The following is a 22559-nucleotide window of genomic DNA, read 5'->3' as shown; positions in this document are numbered from 1 at the left end:
CTACGGCCTGGACGATTCTACGAACGACGGTTTTCTTTGTGTTTACTCCCGTCCGTCACCTTGGCTTTGACAGTCAGGGGGATGATGTATGGGCGGTTTGACGATCAGCGGGCGGGTGAACCTGCTTTCGGTGCTGGCGGTGGCCGGACTTCTGCTGGTCGCGGGCCTGTCGTTGATGAAGCTTGACGGCGTGCTGCGCGATGAGATCGCGGACCGCACTCAGAAGACCGTCGAGGTGGCCCATAGCGTCGTCGCCCACTATCACGCCCAGGAGCGGCTGGGCGTCATGACCCGCGCCCAGGCCCAGGCCGCCGCCCTGTCGACCCTGCGCGCCCTGCGCTATGGTCAGGACGACTATTTCTGGGTCAACGACATGCAGCCGCGCATGGTGATGCACCCCTTCAGCCCGCAGCTGGAAGGGGAGGATCTGAGCGCCAAGACCGACGCAGACGGCGTCTTCATGTTCCGCGAGATGACCGAGGTCGCCCGGCGCGACGGCGGGGGCTTCGTCAACTATCGCTGGGCCAAGCCGGGCCAGCAGGAGCCTGCGCCCAAGGTGTCCTATGTCCAGGCCTTCAAGCCGTGGGGCTGGGTGATCGGCTCGGGCGTCTATACGGATCAGATCGTCGCTACCGTGGGACGTGCGGCCTTGGCTCTGGGCGGGATGGCGCTCGCCGTGGCGGTCGCCGTGGGCGCCGCCGGATGGTTCCTGGGGCGATCAGTGGCGCAGCCGGTGGTGGCCCTGGCCGCACGGATGAAGCGCCTGGCGGACGGCGACAGGACGACAGCCATTCCGGGCCTGGCGCGGCGTGACGAGATCGGGCGGATGGCCGGCGCCCTTGAGGTGTTCCGCGACGCCGCCATCGCCAACGACCGCCTGGAGGCCGAAGCTGCGGCCCAGCGTCAGGCGGCCGAAGAGGAGCGCATCCGCGTCGAGGCTGAAAAGGCCCAGACGGCCGAGGAGGACCGCATCGCCATCACCGCCCTTGGCCAAGGCCTGAACGCTATGGCGTCGGGCGACCTGACCCATCGCATGACCGTGTCGGTGGCGCCCAAGGCGGAGCAGCTGAAGGCTGACTTCAACGCCGCCATCGCACAGTTGGAAAGCGCCGTGGCGGCGGTCGTGGCCAATGTCGCGGCCATCCGTTCGGGCTCGAACGAGATTTCCGAAGCGTCGGACGACCTGTCGCGCCGCACCGAACAACAGGCGGCCAGCCTGGAAGAGACGGCGGCGGCTCTGGATCAGATCACCGCCACGGTGAACCGGACCGCCGACGGCGCCCGTCAGGCTTCGGGCGTGGCGCATTCGGCGCGCGACGACGCCGAGGGCAGCGGCCAGGTGGTGCGCGACGCCGTAGAGGCCATGAGCCGGATCGAGGCGTCGTCCAACCAGATCGGCGACATCATCGGGGTGATCGACGAGATCGCCTTCCAGACCAACCTTCTGGCCCTGAACGCGGGCGTCGAGGCGGCGCGCGCGGGCGACGCCGGCCGCGGCTTCGCCGTGGTGGCCTCCGAAGTGCGCGCCCTGGCCCAGCGTTCGGCCGAGGCCGCCAAGGAGATCAAGGCCTTGATCTCGGCCTCCAGCCAACAGGTCGGCGCGGGGGTGGCCCTGGTCGGACAGACGGGCGAGGCCCTGCAGCGCATCGTCGGCCGCGTGGCTGAAATCGACGGCCTGGTCGCGGAGATCTCGGCCTCGGCCCAGGAGCAGGCGACAGGCCTGCAGCAGGTCAACACCGCCGTGAACCAGATGGATCAGGTGACGCAGCAGAACGCGGCGATGGTCGAGGAATCGACGGCCGCCAGCCACTCGCTGGCCCAGGAGGCCGACGTCCTGGCCGCCTCGGTGGCGCGTTTCCGCATCGGAGGGGCTGTCGCGCCCGAGTCTTCGCCTGCGCCGGCCTCGGCGCCTCGGACCGTCGCGGTGCTGAAGACCGTCGGTCGCGGCGGCGCCGCTCGGCTGCAAGAGGTCGAGGACGACTGGGAGGAGTTCTGACCGGACGGCCTGATCGTATGGCCTTGATTGTCATGGGGTGACGGCGGGGGCTGACACGGCCCCCGCTTTCGCCTATATGACCGCTCACATCGTTAGACCGACGTCCAACGGCGTCGTATCAAGCGGCGGCCCGGACGGACCGTCGCTTTTGTTTTTGGAGTAGCCGCTTGCGGGCCAAGACCGCCGAAGACCGTGCTCTGCTGGAGCTGATCGACCCCGTGGCCGAGAGCCTGGGGCTGGCGGTCGTGCGCGTGCGCCTGATGGGCGGGACGCTGCGTCGCCGCCTGCAGATCATGGCCGAGCGCCAGACCGACCACGACATCTCGGTCGAGGAGTGCGCCCGTCTGTCGCGCGCCGTGTCCGAGGTGCTGGACGCCGCCGACCCGATCTCGGGCGAATATCTGCTGGAAGTCTCGTCGCCCGGCATCGACCGGCCGCTGACGCGCCTGATCGACTTCGACCTGTTCGAAGGGCTGGAGGCCCGGCTCGAGACCGACCGCATGGTCGAGGGCCGCAAGCGCTTCAAGGGCGTCGTGGCCGGGACCGAGGGCGAGAACATCGCCATCGATCTGGACGGCGAGGACGAGACCGCCCTCATCCCCTTCGCCTGGCTGGCCGACGCCAAGCTGGTGCTGACCGACGAACTGCTGAAACGCGGCGCGGCCCTGCGCGCGGCGCGTGGCGAACCCGAAGACGACGGCCTGCCGGAAGGCGCGCCCGACGCTGAACAATCCAACTCCGACTCCACTAAGGACGACGCCTGATGGCCGTGACCGGAATCTCCGCCAACCGTCTGGAACTGCTCTCCATCGCCGACGCCGTCGCGCGCGAGAAGAACATCGACCGGGAGATCGTCATCGAGGCGATCGAGGAAGCGATCCAGAAGGGCGCCAAGTCGCGCTATGGCGCGCACCACGACATCCGCGCCCAGATCGACCACAAGACCGGCGAGCTGAGCCTGACCCGTCACGTCACCATCGTCGCTGACGACTGGCAGCCGGAAGACGAGCTGGAAGAGTTCAACGACAGCGCCATGGTGCGCCTGCGCGACGCGCTGAAGCGCGACGCCGAGGCCGAGGTCGGCAAGGAATACGTCGAGATCCTGCCGCCGTTCGAGTTCGGCCGCGTCCAGACCCAGATGGCCCGCCAGGTCGTGACCGGAAAGGTCCGCGAGGCCGAGCGCGCCAACCAGTACGAAGAGTTCAAGGATCGCGTCGGCGAGATCGTCAACGGCACGGTCAAGCGCGTCGAATACGGCAACACCATCGTCGACCTGGGCCGTGGCGAAGGCATCATGCGCCGCGACCAGTCGATCCCGCGCGAGGTGTTCAACGTCGGCGACCGCGTCCGCACCTACATCTACGACGTGCGCCCCGAGGCTAAGGGTCCGCAGGTCATGCTGTCGCGCGCCCATCCCGGCTTCATGGCCAAGCTGTTCGCCCAGGAAGTGCCGGAAGTCTACGACGGCGTGATCGAGATCCGCGCCGCCGCCCGCGACGCCGGTTCGCGCGCCAAGATGGCCGTCCTGTCGAACGACAGCTCGATCGACCCCGTCGGCGCCTGCGTCGGCATGCGCGGCTCGCGCGTTCAGGCGGTCGTCGCCGAACTGCAGGGCGAGAAGATCGACATCATCCAGTGGAACGAGGACGAGCCGACCTTCATCGTCAACGCCCTGGCCCCGGCCGAAGTGGCCAAGGTGGTGCTGGACGAAGAAGCCGACCGCGTTGAAGTCGTGGTGCCGGACGAGCAGCTGTCGCTGGCCATCGGCCGTCGCGGCCAGAACGTCCGCCTGGCCTCGCAGCTGACCGGCTGGCAGATCGACATCATCACCGAGTCCCAGGACTCCGAGCGTCGCCAGCGCGAGTTCGCCGAGCGCACCGCCCTGTTCCAGGAAGCCCTGGACGTGGACGAGACGATCGCCCAGCTGCTGGTCACCGAAGGCTTCGCCACGGTCGAGGATCTGGCCTTCGTCGAGGCTTATGAAATCTCCGAGATCGAAGGCTTCGACGAGGACACGGCCGAAGAGCTGCAGACCCGCGCCCGCGAACACCTGGAGCGTCAGGCCGCCGAGCTGGACGCCAAGCGCGTGGCTCTGGGCGTCGAAGACGGCGTTCTGGACGTGCCGGGCGTGACCGCCGCCATCGCTGTCGCCCTGGGCGAAGGCGGGGTGAAGACGGTCGAGGATCTGGCCGACCTGGCCACCGACGAAATCCGCGGCGGCTATGAAGTGCGCGGCGGCGAGCGCGTGAAGGTTCCGGGCGTGCTGGAAAGCTTCAATCTGAGCCAGGAAGACGCCGAAATGCTGATCCTGCAGGCGCGCGTGGCCGCCGGCTGGATCGACGCTTCGGAGCTGCCTCAGCCGGAGTACGTCGAGGAAGAGACGCTGGAAGGCGACGTCGAGTTCGACGGCGAAGTCCAGGAAGACGCCCCGGCTGATGAAGCCGACGCTGACGCTGATGCAGAGGCCGCTTCCGGCGACCTCGACGATCAGTCCCGCGACATGTGATGGGAGCCGCAGCCGTCCATGAGGTCGTCCGAGACGTTGATCGATAGGGATCGTCAGGACCTGGCGTCGCGCCAGGCCCTCGATGAATCTCGCCTGATCCGTTTCGTGGCGGCCCCGGACGGGGCGGTGGCGCCCGATCTGGGGCGCAAGCTTCCGGGGCGCGGCCTGTGGGTCGCGGCCGATCGCGCCTCGCTTGAGGCCGCGATCAAGAAGAACCTGTTCGCGCGGGCGGCCAAGGCGCCGTTGAAGCCCGCCGCGGACCTGCCCGATCTGGTCGAAAGCCTGCTGGTTCGGCGCTGCCTGGACCAGCTGGGTCTTGCCCGGCGCGAAGGCGTGCTTATCTCTGGCTTCGAGAAATGCGCTGCGGCGATCCGCAGCGGCCGCGCCGCATGGCTGATCGAAGCCGCCGACGGCTCGGCCGATGGGCGCAGCAAGCTTCTGGCCCTCTCCAGACACGCCTCGCCCGCCCCTGAAATCTGCGGGGCTTTCAGCGCGGACGATTTGAGTTTGGCCCTTGGGCTGGAAAATGCGATACACGCCGTCCTGCTGCAAGGCGGGCGGGCCGATCGCTGGACCATGGAGGTTCAGCGGCTGGCGGGATTTCGACCTCTCTGTCCCCAGAGCTGGAACCGGGCGGGGCCCGAACACGGCGCAGAGGACGACCGGAGCGCGGCTCCGGAAGGAGAGCCTTAGGGTTTGAGCGGCTGCGGGCCTGTTTCCGAAACAACGGAGGCGGGGCCGCATTCTGCTATGGGTGATTGAGAGACGAAGGCGGAATTCTCCGCCCTGAGTAAAGCGACCGGATGAGCGACGAAAACAACAATTCCAACGACGGCAAGACTCCTGCCAACACGCCTTCGCAAACGGGGCCGCGCGCGCCGTTGAGCCTGAAGCCGCGTGCGGCGGGCTCGGTCTCGACCGGCACGGTGAAACAGAGCTTCAGCCACGGCCGTTCCAAGACCGTCGTCGTCGAGACCAAGCGCCGCGCCGGCCCGCAGGGCGGGCATCAGCGTCCGCAGGGCTTCGACGTCGCGCGTCCGCGCCCCGAAGGCGGCGCGCCGCGTTCGGCCGCGCCGCGTCAACCGGCCGGCGGCGCCCTGTCGCCCGAGGAACAGGAGGCGCGTCGCCGCGCCATCGCCCTGGCCACGCAACAGGCCGCCGAGCGCGAGCGCAACGCGGTCGCCGCCAAGGCCGCCGCCGAAGCCGCCGAGCGCCAACAGGCCGCCGCCGCCGAAGCCGCCGCCGCCAAGGCCGCCGCTGAAGCCGCCGCCGCCAAGGCCGCCGCCGAGGCCGCCCGCGTCGAGGCCGCCAAGCTGAGCGCAGCGGCGCCGGCGCCCGCTCCGGCCCCCACGCCGGCCAAGCCGGTCGCGCCGAAGGTTGAAGCGCCCAAGGTCGAGGCTCCGAAGGTCGAAGCCAAGCCTGAGCCGGCCAAGCCGGCGGCCCCGGCCGCGCCCAAGCGCCCGGCCGTCAACTTCGGCCAGCGCGCGCCCAAGATCCCGACCGGCCGCGCGCCGCTGGAGCGTCCCGCCTTCGGCGGTCGTTCGGCCCGCGAACAGGCCATGGGCGACGGCGAGCGTCCGCAGGCCCGTGAACAGGCGCCGCGCGAAGGCGGCCGCGAGGGCGCCGAGCGTCCTGCGCGTCCGGCCCAGACCGTCCGCTATTCGGCGCTGAACCCGCGTCCGGCCCCCGGCGCCCGCACCGGCGCGCCCGGCGCCTCGCGTCCCGGCGCCCGTCCGGCCCCGAACCAGCCTCCGGCCCAGCCCGAAGTGGCGCGCCCCAGCCGCGCCGGCGGCGGCTTCGCCCGTCCGGCCACCGGCCGCGAGGACGATCGCGAGAAGCGTTTCGCCGACAACGCGCCCGGCAAGGCCGTCAGCCGCACGCGCGGCGAGCCCAAGCGCCGCGAAGGCCGCCTGACCATCCATTCGGTGGCGGGAGGCGACGAGGACGCCGTCGAGCGCATGCGCTCGCTGGCCTCGGTGCGCCGCGCTCGCGAACGCGAGAAGGAAAAGCGCCGCGGCGGCTCGACCGAAACGCCCAACCGTCCGCGTGAAGTGGTCATTCCCGACACCATCACCGTCGGCGAACTGGCCAACCGCATGGCCGTGCGCGGCGTCGACATCATCAAATTCCTGATGCGTCAGGGCCTGATGATGAAGATCAACGACGTGATCGATTCCGACACCGCCGAACTGGTGGCCGAAGAATACGGCATGGCCGTCAAGCGCGTGTCCGAATCCGACGTTGAAGAAGGCTTCATCGCCGACGCCGACGACGCCGATGCGGGCGAGATCCGCGCCCCGGTCGTGGCCATCATGGGTCACGTCGACCACGGCAAGACCTCGCTTCTGGACGCGCTGCGCACCACGGACGTGGCGGGCGGCGAAGCCGGCGGCATCACCCAGCACATCGGCGCCTATCAGGTGCGCCTGGCCGACGGTCAGCGCATCACCTTCTTGGACACGCCGGGCCACGCGGCCTTCTCGGCGATGCGGGCGCGCGGCGCCAACGTCACCGACATCGTCGTCCTGGTCGTGGCGGCCGACGACGGCGTCATGCCGCAGACGGTCGAGGCCATCCAGCACGCCAAGGCGGCGGGTTCGCCGATCATCGTGGCGGTCAACAAGATCGACAAGCCGGACGCCAATTCGCAGAAGGTCGTCAACGAGCTGCTTCAGTATGAAGTCATCTCCGAGAGCCTGGGCGGCGACACGCAGATCATCGAGCTGTCGGCCAAGGAAAAGATCAACCTCAACGGTCTGACCGACGCCATCCTGCTGCAGGCCGAAGTCATGGACCTGCGCGCCAACGCCGACCGTTCGGCCGAAGGCGTGGTCATCGAGGCCAAGCTGGACAAGGGCCGCGGCCCGGTCGCGACCGTCCTGGTCAAGCGCGGCACGCTGAAGCGCGGCGACATCGTCGTGGCCGGTTCGGCCTGGGGCAAGGTTCGCGCCCTGCTGAACGAGCGCAACGAACAGCTGCCGGAAGCCGGTCCGTCGGTTCCGGTCGAGATCCTCGGCCTGGACGAGGCGCCGTCGCCGGGCGACGTCTTCGCCGTGGTGGAATCCGAGGCCCGCGCCCGCGAACTGACGGAATACCGTCAGCGCGTGAAGCGCGAGAAGACCCAGGTCTCGGGCGGCTCGCTGTCGCTGGTCGACATGATGTCCAAGCTGCAGTCCAAGAAGGTCAATGAACTGCCGGTCCTCATCAAGGCCGACGTTCAGGGCACGGCCGAAGCCATCGTCGGCTCGCTGGACAAGATGGGCAACGACGAGGTCCGCGCCCGCACCGTCTATTCGGGCGCCGGCGGCATCACCGAGAGCGACGTCAACCTGGCCAAGTCGGCCGGTGCGCCGATCCTGGGCTTCAACGTCCGCGCCTCGAAACAGGCGCGCGACCTGGCCGAGCGTGAAGGCGTCGAGATCCGCTACTACTCGATCATCTACGACCTGCTGGACGACATTAAGGGCGTGCTCTCGGGCATGCTGGCGCCGCTCCAGCGCGAAACCTTCCTGGGCAACGCCAAGGTGCTGCAGACCTTCGACATCACCAAGGTCGGCCGGGTCGCAGGCTGCCGCGTCACCGAGGGCGTGGTCCGCAAGGGCGCGCGCGTCCGCATCATCCGCGACGACGTGGTGGTGCTGGAGCTGGGCGTGCTCAACACGCTCAAGCGCTTCAAGGACGAGGTCAACGAAGTGCCTTCGGGTCAGGAGTGCGGCATGCAGTTCGCCGGCTTCCAGGACATCAAGGAAGGCGACTACATCGAGTGCTTCACCGTCGAAGAGATCAAGCGCACCCTGGACTAGGACGCTTGAGCCTCACGGCCTGAAACATGAAGGGCGCGGTTTCCACGGAAGCCGCGCCCTTTGTCTTTGGGGATGAGCGGGTGAGTGAGGTCACGCCTCGACGGCGGACTTCAACGCGCCATCCGCGAAGGTCAGGGTGAAGCGCTGAACCGGCGTCGCGTCGTTCGCCTGAAGCTCAATCTCCAGCCGTTCTCCGCACAGTTCGGCGCCGAGCAGGTCGACCTCAATCTCCCCCAGCCAGGCGCGGCCCGTGACCTGCTGATAGGTTTGCTCCAGCTCCAACCGGCACGGCGTTCCGTCGGCGCCCGTCCAACTCCATTGACCTGCGACCGAGGCGGGAACCGTCCATTTGTAGATGTAGCCGTCGGCGACCTTGATCCGCTCGTCGGCCTGCCAGTCGCCCATGTCGAAGGCGTGGGAGACGATGCGGGCGCCGGGCTTCAGCTGGCTGAGCAGGCGCGGGCGCAACTGCACATTGATGGACTGAAGCAGATAGAGGCTGACCACGGTGGCCTCGCGGACATCGACGCTGAACAGATCTTCCTCGCGGAAGTCGACCATGTGTTCGACCCCGGCCCAGCCGGCGAACTCCATGGCGTCGGCGATCCGCAGGGGGTCGACGTCGACGCCGACGCCGCGCGCGTCGCGATCGCGGGCGGCGGCGATGACGATGCGTCCGTCGCCGCAGCCGAGGTCGTACAGACGATCATTGGGGCCGACGCCCGCCAGACTCAGCATGGCCTCGACCGTGTCCTCCTCGGTCGGCACGAAGGGCACGGCGAGGTAGTGATCCGGATCCTGGGCGTAGTTGTCGATGTCGAAGGGGTCTGTGAACACGGTCTTGGGTCATGTAGCGGGGGGAGGGGCATCATGACGGATCGACCGCCGTCTTTCCACTCGATGGGCTTCATCTGAAGCTCGCTTGGCCTTAGGGTTCGGCTCTATCGCGTCGGGGGGCGCTAATGAATGGGCCGCCATGCCTCGTCCTGACCTGTCTCTGCTGCTGATCGTCGCCGGCCTGGGCGCCCTGGCGACGCCGGCGATGGCCGATACTCGTTTCCTGTCCTTCGATGCGCGCGACCGCGCCACCCAGGCCCTGACGCGCGGGGTGACGCTGGAGGTCGAGCGCGGCTGGTTCGGCGCCACTTCGGTGAGGAATCTGTTCTCTTCGACCTCGCGCGGGTCGGCCCGGTTCGAGCGCGGCGGGCCGGATCAGGTGCGCCGCGTCCTGCCGCAGGGGGCGGCGGACGGCGGGGTCTACAGCATCACGACCGACGGCGACGGCCGCGCCCTGTCACGCGCCCTGTGCCCCGGCTCGGACGAGGCCTTCATCGTCGTGGGGCGGGTGCGCGCCGGCCATCCCCTGACGATCGAGACGGTCGGGCGCTGGGCCGACGGCCAGTTCCGTCACTGCGTCACCCTGAACTACGACTATCGCGGCGAATGGGCGACGATGCAGGGCTCTTCGCCCGCCCGCGACGTCCCTGCCGCCTTCGGGACCAACTAGGCGGCGCGGAGGTGCTGATCCGCTGGAGCCTGGCTGTCCTGATCGGCCTGCTGGCCGGGGTGTGGACGGCGCAGCGGCCGGGCGATCCAGCGTTGTTCCCCGCCGCATCGTCGGAGACGGCGATTGTCGTCCATCTGCTCGACAACGGCTTTCACACCGACCTGGCCGTGCCGCGCGCGGCGCTGGCGACGGGCGACGACGCCCTGGCGCGGGCGGTGCGGGCCCTGCCGCCGGGCGACTGGGTGCGGATCGGCTGGGGCGACTCCGTCTTCTATGTCGAACAGGGGGCGATCAGCGGCCGCCTGCCCGACGGGGCGCGGGCCTTCTTCAAGCCCGGCGGCAATCCTTCAGTGCTCATGCTGGACCCCGATCCGGCCGATCCGGCGCTGTTCGCCGAGCCGGGGCGGGCGACGCTGCGCCTGTCGCCCCAGGGCTTCGCCGCCCTGCGCACACGGGTGGCGAATTCGCTGCGGCTGGATGAAGGCGGGCAGGTGGTGGTTTCGGCGCAGAGAGACGGCGACGACGCCGTCTTCTTCTACGCCAGCGGCGAGACCTTCTGGGTCGGGCATCTGTGCAATCACTGGACGGCCGAGGTGCTGAACGCGGGCGGCCTGCCCATGCCCATGGCCCGCAGCCTGACCTCGGGCGCGGTGATGCGGGCGGCCCGGCAGGCGGAACAGGGTGCGGCGGAACTGGACTTGAGCGGCGCAGGCGACTAGACCCCGCCCCTTCGCGTTTCAGAGCCGGCGTCCGATCCCCGGCGGCGCGAGCAGGAGGAGCCCACGATGGCCCGCAAGCAACACACCCGCAACGCCAGCGGCCCGCTGGGGCCGTCGCAGCGCCAGTTGCGCGCCGGCGAACTGATCCGCCACGCCCTGGTCGACGTCATGCGCGAGCATGAGATTCATGATGAAGCCCTGGTCGGCGTCTCCGTCACCGTGACCGAGGTGCGGATGAGCCCGGACCTGCGCCACGCGACCTGTTTCGTCGAACCGCTGGGCGCCGGCGTCGACGCCGCCGAAACGACGGGTCACGAGAGCGAGATCATCAAGGCGCTGAACGACCATGCCAAATTCCTGCGTGGCCAGTTGGGCCGCCGCATCGACATGAAGTTCACGCCGGACCTGAAATTCCGCCACGACGAGAGCTTCGACACGGCCAGCCACATGGACCGTCTGTTCAATGATCCGCGCGTGCGCGCCGACATCGAACACGCTGACGACCAGGGCGAAGACTGAGTTATGGCACGACGCAAGAAGGGCGATCTCGTCAACGGCTGGGTGTGCCTGGACAAGCCCTATGAGATGGGTTCGACCGAGGCGGTGACGAAGATTCGTCGCCTGTTCAACGCCCAGAAGGCGGGCCATGCGGGGACGCTGGACCCGCTGGCCTCGGGCATACTGCCCATCGCGCTGGGCGAGGCGACCAAGACGGTGCCCTTCATGATGGAGGCGCAGAAGGTCTATCGCTTCACCATCCACTGGGGCATTTCGACCGACAGCATCGACCGCGAGGGCGAGATCATCGCTCGTTCCGACGTGCGCCCCTCGGTCGAGGCGGTGAAGGCCGCCCTGCCGTCCTTCGTCGGCGAGATCGACCAGACGCCGCCGGCCTTCTCGGCCGTACGGGTCAATGGCGAGCGCGCCTATGATCTGGCGCGGGCGGGGGTTGAGGTTGAACTTCAGTCCCGTCGCGTGACCATTCATGAGGCGGCGGTGACGGCCGCGCCGGACGCCGATCACGTCGAGATCACGATGCGCACGGGCAAGGGCGTCTATGTCCGATCCCTGGCGCGCGACCTGGCGATCATGCTGGGCGCCGAGGGCCATGTCTCGGACCTGCGGCGCGAGCGCGTGGGGCCGTTCTCGATCGACAACGCCGTAACGCTGGATTTTCTGGAAGAGTTGGCGCATAAGGGCGCCGCCTTTGAGGGCTTGCTGCCCGTTTCGACCGCTCTGGACGACATCCCGGAGTTGGCCGTGACGGATCAGGACGCCCTCTCTCTGAGGCAGGGACGGCCGATCGTTCTGCTCCCCCGACAGATTGAAACGCTTAAGGCCCGGCTCACCGCCGGTTCGCGGCTGGTTTCGGTCTTCGAGGGCGGAACCCTGGTCGCGCTCGGCAATCTCAGGGCCGGTCGGCTTGAACCCGATCGTGTTTTCAACCTCCCCTGACGCAGACTTTCCAGTTTGCCGATAGGACACCCAACGCCCTCAAACAGCGAGCCTCCGCGAGGCGAGCGATAGGGCAAGAAAGGACTCTCGATGTCGATTACGGCTCAACGTAAGGCTGAAGTCATCGCCGACAACGCTCGCTCGACGGGCGACACCGGTTCGGCGGAAGTCCAGGTCGCGATCCTGACGGAACGCATCGCCAACCTGACCGAGCACTTCAAGACTCACAAGAAGGACAACCACTCGCGTCGTGGCCTGCTGAAGCAGGTTTCGCAGCGTCGTCGCCTTCTGGACCACCTGAACAAGACCGACAGCGCCCGCTATCAGGCGCTGATCGCCAAGCTGGGCCTGCGTCGCTAAGGCGCGCCCGGTTGCGGATCGGATAATTCCACGAGGCGCGGGCGGACACGTCCGCGCCTCGTTCCGCTCCTAGACTACGCTTTCCCGCGCGCCGCGGGTCTTACCGGCGCAACCGACGCGAGGGCCTTGAACCCGGTCCTCAATCACCCGCCCGGCCGCGATGTCGCGGTCAGGTCAACGGGGACCGTTAAGGACTGAACGGCCTGACGCTCCGCACACCCCCGACGGGAATACGCCCGCGGGAGACGAAAGACGAAACATGTTCGATATCAAACGCAAGACGATCGAGTGGGCCGGACGCCCCTTGACCCTCGAGACGGGCCGCATCGCCCGTCAGGCCGACGGCGCCGTGCTGGCGACCTACGGCGAGACCGTGGTCCTGGCCACCGTCGTCTACGGCCGTCAGCCCAAGCCGGGCCTGGATTTCTTCCCCCTGACGGTCAACTACCAGGAAAAGACCTTTGCGGCCGGCAAGATCCCGGGCGGCTACTTCAAGCGTGAAGGCCGTCCGACCGAGAAGGAGACCCTGGTCTCCCGCCTGATCGACCGCCCGATCCGCCCCCTGTTCGTCAAGGGCTTCAAGAACGAGACCCAGGTCATCGTCACCGTGCTGCAGCACGACCTTGAGAACGATCCCGACATCCTGGGCATGGTCGCCGCCTCGGCCGCTCTGACCATCTCGGGCGTGCCCTTCATGGGCCCGATCGGCGCCGCGCGCGTCGGCATGATCGACGGCGAGCTGGTGCTGAACCCGGCCATCGACCAGATGGGCGAAAGCGCCCTGGACCTGGTCGTCGCGGGCACGCAGGACGCCCTGATGATGGTCGAATCCGAAGCCAAGGAGCTGTCGGAAGAGAAGATGCTCGAGGCCCTGATGTTCGCGCACGCGGGCATGCAGCCGGTGATCGACGCCATCATCGATCTGGCCGAGCACGCCGCCAAGGAGCCGTTCGACTTCCAGGCCGAAGACCACTCGGACGTGGTCGCCTCGATCAAGGCGCTGGTCGGCGAAGAGATCAAGGCCGCCTACGCCCATCCGGGCAAGTATGACCGCCGCTCGGGCGTCGACGCCGCCAAGAAGAAGGCCGCCGAGGCCCTGGTGAAGACCGACGAGAAGCCGGAAGGCGTCGACTCGTCCAAGTTCTCGGCCGCGTTCAAGGAATGCGAAGCCGACGTCCTGCGTCGCGACATCATCGAGAACAGCCACCGCGTCGACGGCCGCGCCCTGGACAAGGTCCGCGCCATCGTCTCGGAAGTCGGCGTCCTGCCGCGCACCCACGGTTCGTCGCTGTTCACGCGCGGCGAAACCCAGGCCCTGGTCGTCGCCACCCTGGGCACCGGCGAGGACGAGCAGTACATCGACAGCCTGACGGGCACCTACAAAGAGTCCTTCCTGCTGCACTACAACTTCCCGCCCTATTCGGTCGGTGAAGCGGGCCGCATGGGCTCGCCGGGCCGTCGCGAAATCGGCCACGGCAAGCTGGCCTGGCGCGCCATCCGCCCGATGCTGCCGTCGAAGGAAGACTTCCCCTACACCATCCGTCTGGTGTCGGAGATCACCGAGTCCAACGGCTCGTCCTCGATGGCCACGGTCTGCGGTTCGTCGCTGGCCCTGATGGACGCCGGCGTGCCGCTGGCGCGTCCGGTCTCGGGCATCGCCATGGGTCTGATCCTGGAGCCGTCGGGTGAGTTCGCCATCCTGTCGGACATCCTGGGCGACGAAGATCACCTGGGCGACATGGACTTCAAGGTCGCGGGCACCTCGGAAGGCATCACCAGCCTTCAGATGGACATCAAGGTCGCCGGCATCACCAAGGAGATCATGCAGCAGGCCCTGACGCAGGCTTCGGCCGGTCGTCTGCACATCCTCGACGAAATGTCGAAGGCGATGGAGGCTCCCCGCGCCGAGCTGGGCGAGTTCGCGCCCAAGATCGAATCCATCAAGATCGCGGTCGACAAGATCCGTGAAGTGATCGGTTCGGGCGGCAAGGTCATCCGCGAGATCGTGGAAAAGACCGGCGCCAAGATCGACATCGGCGACGACGGCACCATCAAGATCGCCGCCAACGAGCAAGAGAAGATCGAAGCTGCCAAGGCCTGGATCCAATCCATCGCCTCGGAGCCGGAAGTCGGCACCATCTACACCGGCAAGGTCGTGAAGGTCGTCGACTTCGGCGCCTTCGTGAACTTCTTCGGCGCCAAGGACGGCCTGGTCCACGTGTCCCAGATCGCCCTGGAACGCGTCGCCAACCCGGCCGACGTCCTGTCGGAAGGCCAAGAGGTCAAGGTCAAGTTCCTGGGCTTCGACGATCGCGGCAAGACCAAGCTGTCGATGAAGGTCGTCGATCAGGAAACCGGCGAGGACATCACCGACAAGATCAACGCCGAGCGCGCTGAACGCGGTGAAGCTCCGCTGTCGGAAGACACCGGCGGCCGTCCCAAGGGCGACCGTAACGGCGGCGACCGCGGCCGTCGCCGTCGCGACTAAGCCTCGGCGTTATCGCTGAACTGAAGAAGGCCCCGGCGGAGCGATCCGCCGGGGTCTTTTTTGTGCGCTATCGCTCGCGACGCGGTCGCGCGCTGTTTGAGCGCGCTTGAGGCGATACAGAACGCGGCGTCATCCCTCTCCCAACAGGAGAGGGAGCTAGCCCTTGCACTCTTTCGGCGGGGTTTCGCCGTCGCGGGTCCACATCGCGCAGGAACGATCGATCTCGCCCTGGATCAGGTCGCAGGGGTTGGAGGCGTGGCAGGGCGGGCGGGTCGCGGGGCTGACGGCGATGCAGCGCTGGACCAGGCGGGCCGAAGCCGCTTCGCCTAGGGTCTCAAGGCAGGGCCGGTCGTCGATCGGAACCGGCTGGGGCGCCATGTCCGGGCCTTCGGGCAGGCGGGCCTCGGGCTCGCGGGCGGAGGAAGGCGCGGGCGTCGGGGCCGGCGCGGAGGCCGCCGGCTCCGGGCGCGGCTGGCAGGCGGCGAGCAGGCCGCCGAGGATCAGGCAGGCCAGAAGGGGCGGTCGGGTCATGCGGGGCTCCGGGATCGGGGTTCGCCTTTGCAACGACGATGGCCCCGATCCGGCTCCGCGAAAAGCCTTATCGGCGGGCGGCCTCGACGGCGGCGCGCTGCAGGGCGAACAGTTCGGTGCAGCCGATTTCGGCCAGTTCGAACAGGCGGTCGAACTCGGCCCGGCTGAAGCCGCGCTTCTCGCCGGTGGCCTGGATTTCGACGATCTGGCCCGCGCCGGTCAGGACGAAGTTGCTGTCGGCCTCGGCGGTGGAGTCTTCCTCATAGTCGAGGTCCAGCACCGGCAGGTCGTTGAACACGCCGCAGGACACGGCCGCCACCTGATCCAGGATCGGATCGGTCGTCAGCACGCCCTCGTCCTTGAAGTAGTTGAGCGCCGAGGCCATGGCCACCCAGGCGCCGGTGATGGAGGCGGTGCGCGTGCCGCCGTCGGCCTGGATCACGTCGCAGTCGATCAGCACCTGACGCTCGCCCAGCGCCTTGAGGTCGACCACGGCGCGAAGGGAGCGGCCGATCAGGCGCTGGATTTCCTGGGTGCGGCCCGACTGCTTGCCGGCGGCGGCTTCGCGGCGGCCGCGCGTGTGGGTGGCGCGCGGCAGCATGCCGTATTCGGCCGTGACCCAGCCCTGGCCGGTGTTGCGCATCCAGCCCGGCACCTTCTCCTCGATCGAGGCCGTCACCAGCACCTTGGTGTGGCCGAAGGACACCAGGCACGAGCCCTCGGCGTAGCGGTTGACGCCGGTTTCCAGCGTGACGGTGCGGAGTTGTTCGGGGGTGCGTTCGGACGGGCGCATGGGAATTCCTTGGAAGCGGGATGGCGCGTGCTTATCCTGAAACCATGAGCCTGTCCCGTCCTGACCCGTCTGCCGTGCGTCTTCGTCCGGCCGTGGCCGCCGACGCCGCGATCCTGGCGCGCTGGGACACGGCGCCGCATGTCGTCGCCTGCCTGACCGACGACCCCGACCAACACGAGGCCGCCGACTGGGACGAGGAGCTGGCTGCGCAGTCCGACGTCTTCCGCTATTTCATCGCCGAGGTCGACGGCCGTCCGATCGGCGCCATGCTGGACATCGACCCGGCGGGCGAGCCCAACGGCTATTGGGGCGAGGTCGAGCCGAACCTGCGCGCCCTCGATATCTGGATCGGCGAGGCCGACGCCCTGAACCGGGGCCATGGGACGCAGATGATGACCCAGGCGTTGGACGCCTGTTTCGCCCGGCCGCAGGTCGAGGCGGTGGTGATCGATCCGCTCAACTCCAACACGCAGGCGCATCGTTTCTATCAGCGGCTGGGCTTCCGGCCGGAGGGGCGGCGCGTTTTCAACGGGACGGACGACTGCCTGGTCCATCGCCTGACCCGCGCGGACTGGGCGGCGCGGAGGATGGCGGCATGAGCCTGCTGAATCCCTCGCCGGGCCTGGCGACGCTGGACGCGCGGGCGCGCGACATCTTTCGGCGGGTGGTCGAGAGCTATCTGGAGACGGGCGAGCCGGTGGGGTCGCACACCCTGTCGCGCGCCGGGCTGGACCTGTCGCCCGCTTCGATCCGCAACACCATGCAGGCGTTGACGCAGGCCGGGCTGCTGGCCTCGCCGCATACATCGGCCGGGCGGGCGCCGACCCATGCGGGCCTGCGGCTGTTCGTGGACGGCCTCTTGGAAGTCGGCGACATCGGCCAGGAGGAGCGGCGCGAGATCGACGCCCGGCTGGCCGTTCTGGGCGCCAAGGGCGGCGGCCGCAATGTCGAGGAGGCGCTGGATGCGGCCTCGTCCCTACTGTCGGGTCTGGCGGGCGGGGCGGGAATCGTCGCCAGCCCGGTGCGCGAGGCCGGGGTGCGCCATGTCGAGTTCGTGGCCCTGGGCGGCGGACAGGCGCTGGCTGTGCTGGTGGCCGATGACGGGGTGGTCGAGAACCGGCTGATGAACCTGGCGCCGGGCGTCACGCCTTCGACCCTGCAGGAGGCGTCGAACTTTCTCAGCGCCCGGCTGAAGGGCCGTCCGCTGGCCGAGGCCCGGCATGAGATGAAGGCTGAGATGGAGGCCGCGCGGCGCGATCTGGACGCCGCCGCCGCCCGCCTGGTCGAGGACGGGCTGGCCGCCTGGAGCGGCGGCGCGGGCGGCGGAGGCCACGACCGCAACCTGATCGTGCGCGGGCGCGGCAATCTGTTGCAGGACGCCCGCGCGGCCGAGGATCTGGAGCGGGTGCGCGTCCTGTTCGACGATCTGGAGCAGAAGGAGCAGCTGATCGGCCTGCTGGACGACGTCGGCGCGGCCCAGGGCGTGCGCATCTATATCGGCGCGGAAACGCGACTCTTTTCGCTTTCGGGTTCCGCCGTGATCGCGGCGCCCTATATGTCGGGCCGGCAGCGGGTGCTGGGCGCCATCGGCGTCATCGGACCCGCGCGGTTGAACTACGCCCGTGTCATCCCGTTGGTGGACTATACCGCCCGGGTGCTGGGCCGGATTCTGGACGGACAAGAGACGTGAACGACATCAACGACGAGACCCGGGATCAACTCGAGCAGGACATCAAGGAGTCCGAGGCGGATGCTGCGGCGGAAGGCGCCGACGGCGACATGGCTGTGGTCGACGCCCTGATCGCCGAGCGCGACCAGTGGAAGGACCGCGCCCTGCGCGCCGTGGCCGAGGCCGAGAACGTCAAGCGCCGCGCCGAGACGCAGCAGAACGACGCCCGCGCCTACGCCATCCAGCGCTTCGCCAAGGATCTGCTGAGCGTGGCCGACACCCTGGAGCGCGGTCTGGCGACGGCGCCCAAGGATGCGGACGGTCCGGCGGCCGCCATGGTCACGGGGCTGGAGCTGACGCAGAAGTCCCTGCTGTCGGCCTTCGAGGCCAACGGCCTGACCCGCGTCGACCCGGCGCCGGGCGACGCCTTCGATCCGCACCTGCATCAGGCGATGATGGAGCAGCCCTCGGACACCGTGCCGGGCGGGGCCGTCATCCAGACGCTGCAGCCGGGCTACGCCCTGTTCGGCCGCACCGTGCGCGCGGCCATGGTGGTGGTCGCGGCCAAGGGCTCGGGCGCCGCGGCGGGCGGCGCCTATGCGGACCCGAACACGACCGGCGGGAATTTCGACGCCAAGGCCTGATGGTCTTCGCGCGCTGAAACGACGACGGCCCGGCGCAGATGCGTCGGGCCGTTTTTCTTTGCTTGGCTTCCCGCGCCGCGCTTGCGGCCAGAGCATTGGACCCCGGCGTCCGCCGGGGCGAGCGGAAGGAAGGGTCAGTTTTTCAATCTCGAATTGAACAGCGCCAGCAGCCGCCGCCAGCCGTCCTTCGCGTCCGCCTCGCGATAGGAGGCGCGATAGTCGGCGTGGAAGCCGTGCGGGGCGTCGTCATAGAGGATGATGGAGCTGTCGCTCCGGCCTGCGGCGCTCAGGGCGTCGTTCATCGCCTTGACCGTGTCGTTGGGAATGCCGCTGTCCTGGCCTCCATAGAGACCCAGCACCGGCGCCTTCAGCTCGCCCGCCAGGTCGATGGGCCAGGGGCGGCCCGCCGTCTTCTGTTCGTCAGTGGCCGTGGCGGCGGGGGACAGGCGGCCGTACCAGGCGACCCCGGCGTCCAGCGTCGGGAAGCGGGCCATGGCCTGCCACACCACCTTGCCGCCCCAACAGAAGCCGGTGATCCCGACCTTGTCGGCCTTGGCCCAGGGCTGGGCGCCGATCCAGTCCAGCGTGGCGCCGATGTCGCCCATCACCTGGGCGTAGCCGGCGGCGGCGACGATGCGCTGGATCGCCTGCATGTCGCTGAGCGGGGCGGGATCCTGGACGCGAACGAAGAAGGCGGGGGCCACGGCCGCATAGCCCGCCTTGGCCAGGCGGCGGCAGACGTCGCGGATGTATTCGTGCACGCCGAAGATCTCGGACACGACGATGACGACGGGGAAGGGGCCGGCGCCTTCGGGTCGGGCGACATAGGCGGGCAGGGCGAAGCCGTCGGGCGCCGGATAGGCCGCGTCGGCCGTGATCAGGCCCGCCGTGTCGGTGGCGATCGGCTGGGCCGACTGGCTGAAGGCGGCGGGGGCGTAGGCGGCGAAGAACAGGCCGCCCGCCGTGGCGGCACCCAGGCTGCGGCGGCTGGGGGCGATCTGGTCGGGGCTCAGGCCCTCGGGCCGGGTGATCAGGGTCATCTCGGGTCTCCGGTCGGCGCTGTGGAAGGCGTGACAGTGCCCCGGCTTTTTGCGCGCCGTCGAGTCTTTCCGCCTAGCCCGCGACCCTCAGGGTCAGGTTGACCCGCCCGCCGCCGGGCAGCAGCCGCGACGAGCCCGTCAGCAGCCGATCGATCCCGTGACGCGCCAACCGCGCCGGTCCGGTCAGGGCGCAGACGTCGCCGGAGGCCAGGCGCACGGCGGCGGTCGCGCCGCCCTCGGCCGGGCCGATGCGGAACACCGCCGTGTCGCCCAGGGAGATCGACAGCACGGGCGCCGTCAGGTCGCGCTCGTCCCGGTCCTGATGCAGGCCCATCTTGGCCTCGCCCTGATAGAGGTTGACCAGGCAGGCGTCGGGCGGGCTCGGCCAGCCGGTCAGGGCGTCCCACAGGTTCAGCAACCGGTCGGGAATGGCGGGCCAGGATGCGCCGGTCACGGGATGGGTCGGCTGATAGCGATAGCCCGTGCGGTCCGACACCCAGCCCAGGGCGCCGAAATTGCTCATCCGCACCGAGAAGGGCCGCCCGCCCGGCGTGACGGGGCGATAGAGGGGCGCCGCCTCAAGCCCTCGCCGCACCTCGGCCAGCAGTTCTGCCTGTTCAGCGGCGTCCAGCAGGCCGGGCCACAGGCGAAAGCCGGCCGTCGGCGCTTCCCTCAGCTCTTTTCTGGACGGTTGCAGGCGGTTTTGCGGGATCATCGACCGAATTTAGCGGCGCCGCGTCGCCTTGTCCGCCATAAGGCGCGGAATCTGGCCGGAACCGGGCGGAAGGCCTTGCAGCCCCTGCGGTCTTTCCCATATCCGAGCCAATCCGGCGATAACCCCCTTTTCGTTAGGGGTTTGTCCGCCGACCCCATCCACCGCCGAACCGGGCGTCGTCCGGCGAGGCATGATTTCAAAAGCCCAACTGGGGGCGGTCACGCGCGGCGCTTGATGTTACGAGGCCGCCGCATCGCCCGCCGCAAGGAGTGAAAAAGACAAGCCCATGGCCAAGATCATCGGCATCGACCTCGGCACGACCAACTCGTGCGTCGCCGTCATGGACGGCAAGAACCCCAAGGTCATCGAAAACGCCGAAGGCGCCCGCACCACCCCGTCGGTGGTCGCGATCCAGGACGGCGGCGAAATCCTCGTCGGCCAGCCTGCGCGCCGTCAGGCGGTGACCAACCCCGCCAACACCTTCTTCGCCATCAAGCGCCTGATCGGCCGCAACTATGACGATCCGGTGGTGGCCAAGGACAAGGGCATGGTGCCCTTCGAGATCGTCAAGGGCCCGAACGGCGACGCCTGGGTCCAGGCGCACGGCAAGGACTATTCGCCCCAGCAGGTCTCGGCCTTCACCCTGGGCAAGATGAAGGAGGCCGCAGAGGCCTATCTGGGCGAGAAGGTCACCCAAGCCGTCATCACCGTTCCGGCCTACTTCAACGACGCCCAGCGTCAGGCGACCAAGGACGCCGGCAAGATCGCCGGTCTGGAAGTCCTGCGCATCATCAACGAGCCGACCGCGGCCGCCCTGGCCTATGGCCTGGAGAAGAACGACGGTCAGAAGATCGCCGTCTACGACCTGGGCGGCGGCACCTTCGACGTCTCGATCCTGGAGATCGGCGACGGCGTGTTCGAGGTGAAGTCGACCAACGGGGACACCTTCCTGGGCGGCGAGGACTTCGACCTGCGTCTGGTCGACTACCTGGCTGACGAGTTCAAGAAGGAGCAGGGCGTCGACCTGCGCCAGGACAAGCTGGCCCTGCAGCGCCTGAAGGAAGAGGCCGAAAAGGCCAAGAAGGAGCTGTCCTCGACGACCCAGTACGAGGTCAACCTGCCGTTCATCACCATGAACGCCTCGGGCCCGCTGCACCTGAACATCAAGCTGTCGCGCGCCAAGCTGGAAGCCCTGGTCGACGACCTGGTTCAGCGCACCATCGAGCCCTGCGCCAAGGCGCTGAAGGACGCGGGCCTGAAGGCCTCGGACATCGATGAAGTGGTGCTGGTCGGCGGCATGACCCGCATGCCGATGGTTCAGGAAGCCGTGAAGAAATTCTTCGGCAAGGAGCCGCACAAGGGCGTGAACCCCGACGAGGTCGTGGCCCTGGGCGCCGCCGTTCAGGCGGGCGTGCTGCAAGGCGACGTCAAGGACGTGCTGCTGCTGGACGTGACTCCGCTGACCCTGGGCATCGAGACCCTGGGCGGCGTGTTCACGCCCCTGATCGAGCGCAACACGACGATCCCGACCAAGAAGGCCCAGGTCTTCTCGACCGCTGACGACAATCAGTCGGCCGTGACGATCCGCGTCTTCCAGGGCGAGCGCCCGATGGCCGCCGACAACAAGGTGCTGGGTCAGTTCGACCTGATGGGCATTCCGCCCGCGCCGCGCGGCATGCCGCAGATCGAGGTCGCCTTCGACATCGACGCCAACGGCATCGTCCACGTGACGGCCAAGGATAAGGCGACGAACAAGGAGCAGTCGATCCGCATCCAGGCCAACGGCGGCCTGTCGGACGCCGACATCGAGAACATGGTCAAGGAAGCCGAAGCCAACGCCGCGGCCGACAAGGCCCGCAAGGAGCTGGTCGAGGCCCAGAACGGCGCCGACAGCCTGGTCCACTCGACCGAGAAGGCTCTGGCCGAGCACGGCGACAAGATCGACGACGCGACCAAGGCGACCATTCAGTCGGCTCTGGACGATCTGAAGTCGGCCAAGGACGGCACGGACCCCGAGGTCATCCGCGAGAAGACCAACGCCCTGGCTCAGGCCTCGATGAAGCTGGGCGAGGCCATGTACGCCGCCCAGCAGGGCGGGGCCGACGGCGCCGCTGAAGGCCAGCCCGCCGACGACGGCGTGGTCGACGCCGAGTTCGAGGAAGTCTCGGACACGGACGAGAAGAAGGACGCCTAACCCGGCGCCCCGCTGATGTTCGGCCCCGCTTGCCAGACGGCAGGCGGGGCCGTTTCATGAAACTTGCATCATTCGACCGGGCGCCCATGTCATCAGGCAGGCCGTCGGTCATCCGCGAACGGAGCGCCTCCAGATCAAG

General features: G+C 68.5%; 20 protein-coding genes. 15 read left to right on the top strand and 5 right to left on the bottom strand.

What is annotated here, in order from left to right; translation table 11 throughout:
• Nucleotides 1–88 precede the first annotated feature (88 nt).
• The 5 genes from FGL25_RS15220 (at nt 89) to infB (ending at nt 8305) form a co-directional block, all read left to right on the top strand.
• On the top strand, nt 89–1996 hold the full coding sequence (locus FGL25_RS15220; protein WP_138142167.1) for a methyl-accepting chemotaxis protein: 1908 nt from the start codon (nt 89–91) through the stop codon (nt 1994–1996).
• Between the two features lie 167 nt (nt 1997–2163).
• On the top strand, nt 2164–2760 hold the full coding sequence (rimP, locus tag FGL25_RS15215; RefSeq protein WP_003166634.1) for a ribosome maturation factor RimP: 597 nt from the start codon (nt 2164–2166) through the stop codon (nt 2758–2760).
• Nucleotides 2760–4502: a transcription termination factor NusA gene (gene nusA / locus FGL25_RS15210; RefSeq protein WP_138142166.1), complete on the top strand. Its 1743-nt coding sequence runs from the start codon at nt 2760–2762 to the stop codon at nt 4500–4502. The genes rimP and nusA overlap by 1 nt, the downstream gene beginning before the upstream one ends.
• 18 nt (nt 4503–4520) lie before the next feature.
• A complete protein-coding gene (locus tag FGL25_RS15205) occupies nt 4521–5195 on the top strand; it encodes an RNA-binding protein (protein ID WP_138142165.1) in 675 nt (224 codons plus the stop codon).
• 110 nt (nt 5196–5305) lie between these two features.
• Nucleotides 5306–8305 carry a translation initiation factor IF-2 gene (infB, locus tag FGL25_RS15200; protein ID WP_138142164.1) on the top strand — a complete coding sequence of 1000 codons (3000 nt, stop codon included), beginning with the start codon at nt 5306–5308 and terminating at the stop codon, nt 8303–8305.
• 90 nt (nt 8306–8395) lie between these two features.
• Here infB and FGL25_RS15195 read toward each other — a convergent pair whose 3' ends face one another.
• Nucleotides 8396–9142, bottom strand: a complete 747-nt coding sequence (locus tag FGL25_RS15195) for an SAM-dependent methyltransferase (RefSeq protein ID WP_138142163.1) — start codon at nt 9140–9142, stop codon at nt 8396–8398.
• Nucleotides 9143–9281: 139 nt separating this feature from the next.
• On the opposite strand from FGL25_RS15195, the gene FGL25_RS15190 reads away from it, so the two are divergent.
• The 6 genes from FGL25_RS15190 (at nt 9282) to pnp (ending at nt 14834) form a co-directional block, all read left to right on the top strand.
• Nucleotides 9282–9812: a hypothetical protein gene (locus FGL25_RS15190; RefSeq protein ID WP_003166640.1), complete on the top strand. Its 531-nt coding sequence runs from the start codon at nt 9282–9284 to the stop codon at nt 9810–9812.
• An 11-nt stretch (nt 9813–9823) separates the two neighbouring features.
• Nucleotides 9824–10531, top strand: coding sequence for a DUF2459 domain-containing protein (locus FGL25_RS15185; RefSeq protein WP_252970219.1), 708 nt, complete (start codon nt 9824–9826; stop codon nt 10529–10531).
• Nucleotides 10532–10597: 66 nt separating this feature from the next.
• Nucleotides 10598–11050, top strand: coding sequence for a 30S ribosome-binding factor RbfA (gene rbfA / locus FGL25_RS15180; RefSeq protein WP_046653043.1), 453 nt, complete (start codon nt 10598–10600; stop codon nt 11048–11050).
• 3 nt (nt 11051–11053) lie between these two features.
• Nucleotides 11054–11986, top strand: coding sequence for a tRNA pseudouridine(55) synthase TruB (truB, locus tag FGL25_RS15175; protein ID WP_138142161.1), 933 nt, complete (start codon nt 11054–11056; stop codon nt 11984–11986).
• 90 nt (nt 11987–12076) lie between these two features.
• Nucleotides 12077–12346, top strand: coding sequence for a 30S ribosomal protein S15 (rpsO, locus tag FGL25_RS15170; protein WP_003166644.1), 270 nt, complete (start codon nt 12077–12079; stop codon nt 12344–12346).
• Nucleotides 12347–12605: 259 nt separating this feature from the next.
• The gene (pnp, locus tag FGL25_RS15165; RefSeq protein ID WP_040346467.1) at nt 12606–14834 is read left to right on the top strand and encodes a polyribonucleotide nucleotidyltransferase; all 2229 of its coding nucleotides are present in this window, start codon (nt 12606–12608) and stop codon (nt 14832–14834) included.
• 156 nt (nt 14835–14990) lie between these two features.
• On the opposite strand, the gene FGL25_RS15160 is transcribed toward pnp, so the two are convergent.
• Both FGL25_RS15160 and rph read right to left on the bottom strand, forming a co-directional pair.
• On the bottom strand, nt 14991–15365 hold the full coding sequence (locus tag FGL25_RS15160) for a hypothetical protein (protein ID WP_138142160.1): 375 nt from the start codon (nt 15363–15365) through the stop codon (nt 14991–14993).
• A gap of 67 nt (nt 15366–15432) precedes the next feature.
• Nucleotides 15433–16158, bottom strand: a complete 726-nt coding sequence (gene rph / locus FGL25_RS15155; protein ID WP_138142159.1) for a ribonuclease PH — start codon at nt 16156–16158, stop codon at nt 15433–15435.
• A 44-nt stretch (nt 16159–16202) separates the two neighbouring features.
• Here rph and FGL25_RS15150 point away from each other — a divergent pair, with 44 nt between their 5' ends.
• From FGL25_RS15150 to grpE, 3 genes are read left to right on the top strand one after another with little or no spacing between them, the layout of a single operon-like run.
• Nucleotides 16203–16757: a GNAT family N-acetyltransferase gene (locus tag FGL25_RS15150; protein WP_252970218.1), complete on the top strand. Its 555-nt coding sequence runs from the start codon at nt 16203–16205 to the stop codon at nt 16755–16757.
• Nucleotides 16754–17848 (top strand): heat-inducible transcriptional repressor HrcA, encoded by a 1095-nt coding sequence (gene hrcA / locus FGL25_RS15145; RefSeq protein ID WP_138142157.1) that lies wholly within the window; start codon nt 16754–16756, stop codon nt 17846–17848. Before FGL25_RS15150 ends, hrcA begins: the two co-directional genes overlap by 4 nt.
• On the top strand, nt 17845–18471 hold the full coding sequence (gene grpE / locus FGL25_RS15140; RefSeq protein ID WP_046653048.1) for a nucleotide exchange factor GrpE: 627 nt from the start codon (nt 17845–17847) through the stop codon (nt 18469–18471). Before hrcA ends, grpE begins: the two co-directional genes overlap by 4 nt.
• A gap of 134 nt (nt 18472–18605) precedes the next feature.
• On the opposite strand, the gene FGL25_RS15135 is transcribed toward grpE, so the two are convergent.
• Together FGL25_RS15135 and FGL25_RS15130 are read right to left on the bottom strand one after the other, a co-directional pair.
• Complete coding sequence (locus FGL25_RS15135; RefSeq protein ID WP_138142156.1) at nt 18606–19511, bottom strand: dienelactone hydrolase family protein; 906 nt, start codon at nt 19509–19511, stop codon at nt 18606–18608.
• 73 nt (nt 19512–19584) lie between these two features.
• A complete protein-coding gene (locus FGL25_RS15130) occupies nt 19585–20226 on the bottom strand; it encodes an alpha-ketoglutarate-dependent dioxygenase AlkB (RefSeq protein ID WP_138142155.1) in 642 nt (213 codons plus the stop codon).
• A 286-nt stretch (nt 20227–20512) separates the two neighbouring features.
• On the opposite strand from FGL25_RS15130, the gene dnaK reads away from it, so the two are divergent.
• Nucleotides 20513–22420, top strand: coding sequence for a molecular chaperone DnaK (gene dnaK / locus FGL25_RS15125; protein ID WP_138142154.1), 1908 nt, complete (start codon nt 20513–20515; stop codon nt 22418–22420).
• The last annotated feature ends 139 nt before the right edge of the window (nt 22421–22559 follow it).

Origin of the sequence: Brevundimonas vancanneytii, assembly GCF_901421975.1 — a bacterium.
Taxonomy (GTDB): domain Bacteria; phylum Pseudomonadota; class Alphaproteobacteria; order Caulobacterales; family Caulobacteraceae; genus Brevundimonas; species Brevundimonas diminuta.
This window is presented reverse-complemented; position numbering and strand designations above follow the sequence as displayed.